Source organism: Candidatus Thiothrix phosphatis (assembly GCF_035668035.1).
Taxonomy (GTDB): Bacteria; Pseudomonadota; Gammaproteobacteria; order Thiotrichales; family Thiotrichaceae; genus Thiothrix; species Thiothrix phosphatis.
The window spans coordinates 1,345-4,959 of the sequence record NZ_JAYMYJ010000002.1 but is presented as its reverse complement, the minus strand read 5'-3'; the positions used below and the strand labels follow the sequence as shown (position 1 = coordinate 4,959).

General features: G+C 61.1%; 4 protein-coding genes. 3 read left to right on the top strand and 1 reads right to left on the bottom strand.

Annotated features, from left to right (window positions below):
- On the bottom strand, positions 1–295 hold a 295-nt coding region (locus VSS37_RS00065; protein WP_324692554.1), incomplete at its 3' end, for a transposase.
- 170 nt (positions 296–465) lie between these two features.
- Between VSS37_RS00065 and hypE the strand changes: the two genes are divergently transcribed.
- The 3 genes from hypE to hypF form a co-directional block, all read left to right on the top strand.
- Positions 466–1,491: a hydrogenase expression/formation protein HypE gene (hypE, locus tag VSS37_RS00060; protein ID WP_324692553.1), complete on the top strand. Its 1,026-nt coding sequence runs from the start codon at positions 466–468 to the stop codon at positions 1,489–1,491.
- Positions 1,492–1,640: 149 nt separating this feature from the next.
- The gene (locus tag VSS37_RS00055) at positions 1,641–2,045 is read left to right on the top strand and encodes a hypothetical protein (protein WP_324692552.1); all 405 of its coding nucleotides are present in this window, start codon (positions 1,641–1,643) and stop codon (positions 2,043–2,045) included.
- Between the two features lie 191 nt (positions 2,046–2,236).
- The coding region (gene hypF / locus VSS37_RS00050) for a carbamoyltransferase HypF (protein WP_324692551.1) at positions 2,237–3,615 on the top strand (1,379 nt) is incomplete at its 3' end.

Here is a 3,615-nt window from a genome sequence, read left to right as displayed (position 1 = left end):
GGGCAATTTGCTGGTTGGACAGGTTCAGCGACATCAGGTACAGGCACAATATCCAGACCTTCAGCGGCTGGTGATGCCCTTCAAACACCGTCCCCGTCAGGTCATCAAAACGCTTGCCGCAGGCTTTGCACTGATAGCGCTGACGTTCCGGCTGACGGTCATCCTTGCCCCGGCGGATGGTTTCCCGTGAACCGCAATGCGGGCACACCACCCCGGCAGGCCAGCGCAACGCACGGACTTGCCGGTGGCAGGCCCCATCACTGGTGAGGCTGGCTATGCTGATCAAACTGCCCATCGGCTTCCTTTTTGGCTTGTCGATGGCTATCAGTTGGGGGACGGGTTGCCAATTTCAAGGTTCACTCGGCAAGACCCCGAAACACATAATGAGCCAAAGAAAAAAGCGCCTTAGTTGAAACAGCGGTGAAATGGGCATAAGGTAATTCCGAACACAGCAAAGGAAACCGCATGAACCTCACCGGCTCCATCACCCTCGCCCACGGCAGCGGCGGGCGCGCCATGCACCAACTGGTCGACGACCTGATCCGCCAGACTTTCAGCAACCCGCTGCTGGCCGAAGGCGAAGACCAGGCCCGCATTCCTCTTGCTGACCTCACCGCCAACGGTGACCGGCTGGCCTTCACCACCGATTCCTACGTCGTCACCCCGCTGGAATTCCCCGGCGGCAACATCGGCACGCTCGCCATCAACGGCACGGTCAACGACCTGGCGGTTGGCGGCGCGAAACCTTTGTACCTGAGCTGTGGTTTCATCATCGAGGAAGGGTTGGCGCTGGCAACGTTCGCCCGCATCCTGCAAGCCATGAAGCTGGCGGCGGACGAAGCCGGGGTGCAGGTCGTCACCGGCGACACCAAGGTGGTGCAACGCGGCGGGGCGGACAAGCTGTTCATCAACACCGCAGGCGTAGGCGTGATTCCGGCAGGCCGCAACCCCTCCGCTGGGCGCGCGCAACCCGGCGACGCCATTATCATCAACGGCTGGCTGGGCGACCACGGGGCCGCGATCCTCAATGCGCGCGGCGACTTGGCGCTGGATGCCGACATCGAAACCGATTGCGCCCCACTCAACCGGCTGGTGGAAGCGATGTTCGCCGCCTGCCCCGACATCCACTGCCTGCGGGACGCCACCCGTGGCGGGCTGGCGACCGTGCTCAACGAGTTCGCCGAACGCTCCGGTGCCGATTTCATGCTGAAGGAAGAACGCCTGCCAATCCGCACGTTGGTGCGCGGCATGTGTGAAATCCTCGGCCTTGACCCGCTCTACCTCGCCAACGAAGGCAAGCTGGCGGCGGTGGTTCCGGCGGATGCGGCGCAAGCCGTGCTGGATGCGATGCGGCGCATTCCGGAAGGCCGCGATGCCTGCATCATCGGCGCAGTGGCTCCAGGCGATGGGCATGTCATCCTGCAAACCACGTTCGGCGGCGAACGGATCGTGGACATGCTGCCCGGCGAGCAGTTGCCGCGCATCTGCTGACGCTTCACACCCTCATTTTATTGGTAAAAATTACCCAGCATTTTCATCATGTTTGCACAATCGGAACATAATTGTTGCGTGATTGGGGCATAAAGTGACTCCTGTCGAAAGGCAAAACCAACATGGCAGAATCTACAAGGAGTAACAGCATGAAAATTTCATCCCTCTTTTCCGGCGCACTGGTTGCTGGCGTATTGTTCGCCTCCACCGCAGCCCTGGCGGCTCCACAACCCTTCCATAACCGCGTGGACGTCAATATTCCCCAACTGGAAATGCGCATTGACGCTGGCATCAAAAGCGGCAAGCTGACACCAACCGAAGCACACCAATTGCGCACTGAGCTGCGTCAACTGAGCGTCTCGGTCAAATCCGCGATGAAAGACCGCAAAATCACCAAATGGGAACGCACCAGCCTGGACAGCAAAGAAGCGGCGTTGAACCGGCATATCACCAAGCTGTCCAACAACAAGAGCGTTGTCTCCAAACATCCGGTAAAACCAGGCTTCGACCACAGAACGCCATTCAAACCGGATCAGGGCCGTAACTGGCGTTAAGCCAGACAGGCCAACGATTATCACAAGCAAGCGTTTAAGGGGCTAACTTGAAATAGGGCTAGGGGGCGACCCGCCAATGGCAGGTTGCCCCTTTTTGCGTTTCTTCCCTCATCCCACAAATAACAGCAGACCGGCTCCCCGAGTTGCGGTAGCCTGTAAATCTTGTGACGCAACCACAAAGGGGGAAAGAGATGCCGGAGGAAGCACGCCGTATCCGCATTACCGGCCTGGTGCAGGGGGTAGGTTTTCGCCCCAATGTCTGGCGGTTGGCGCAGGTTTGCGGCGTCAGCGGCACGGTGCGCAATGACAGCGCAGGCGTGCTGGTCGAAGCCTGGGGAGATGCTTCCGCACTGATAACTTTCCAGCAGCAACTGCTCACCGATGCGCCGCCATTGGCGCGGATTGACGCACTGCAAACCAGCGAACTGGACAGCCCCCGACCACACGACGATTTCCGGATCATCGCCAGCGAAAGCGGCGAAACCCATACCGGCGTCGCACCAGACGCTGCCATGTGCCCCGCCTGCCGCGCCGACATTTTCGACCCACACAACCGCCGTCACCGCTACCCGTTCACCAACTGCACCCATTGCGGCCCACGGTTCAGCATTGTGCGCGGTATTCCCTACGACCGTGCCAACACCAGCATGGCGGGCTTCGGCCTCTGCCCCGCTTGCCGGGTGGAATACGCCGACCCCACCGACCGCCGTTTCCACGCCCAACCCAACGCCTGCCCGGCCTGCGGCCCAACGCTCTGGCTGGAAGACATGGCAGGACACGCAATTCTCACCACCGCCGCAGAACGCGACTGCATTGACGCCGCCAGCCGTTTGCTGCGCTCAGGGCGCATCCTTGCCCTGATGGGGTTGGGAGGTGTCCACTTGGCCTGTGACGCCAGCAATGAAGCCGCCGTCGCCGAACTGCGACGCCGCAAGCGCCGTCACCAGAAACCGCTGGCGATGATGGCGCGCGACCTGGATGTAATCCAACAGTATTGCCACCTGAGCGAAGCCGAAACTGCGGTCTTGCAGAGCAAACATGCGCCCATCATGTTGCTGGAGAAAAAGGCGCAAACCACCCCTGCCCTCGCCGAATCCATTGCCCCGCGCCAACGCACACTCGGTTTCATGCTTCCCTACACCCCATTGCACGCCCTGCTGCTGGCGGACTGGGAAAGCCCGCTGGTGATGACCAGCGCCAACCTCAGCGAAGAACCGCAATGCATCAACGTGGAAGAAACCCGTCAGCGCATGCAAGGCATCGCCGACTGCCTGCTGCTGCACAACCGCCCCATCGCCAACCGCGTCGACGACTCTGTTGTCCGCGTCATTGCCGGTAAACCCCGCCTCCTGCGCCGCGCCCGTGGTTACGCCCCCGACCCCATCCACCTGCCCGCCGGATTCGCGGATGCCCCGCCCCTGCTCGCCATGGGCGGCGAACTCAAAAACACCTTCGCCCTCGTCCGCGACGGTCAGGCCATCCTGTCCCAGCATCTTGGCGACCTCGAAGACGCCCGCACCTGGAAAGAATACGGGCACACCCTGCAACTCTACCAACAACTCTTCAACCA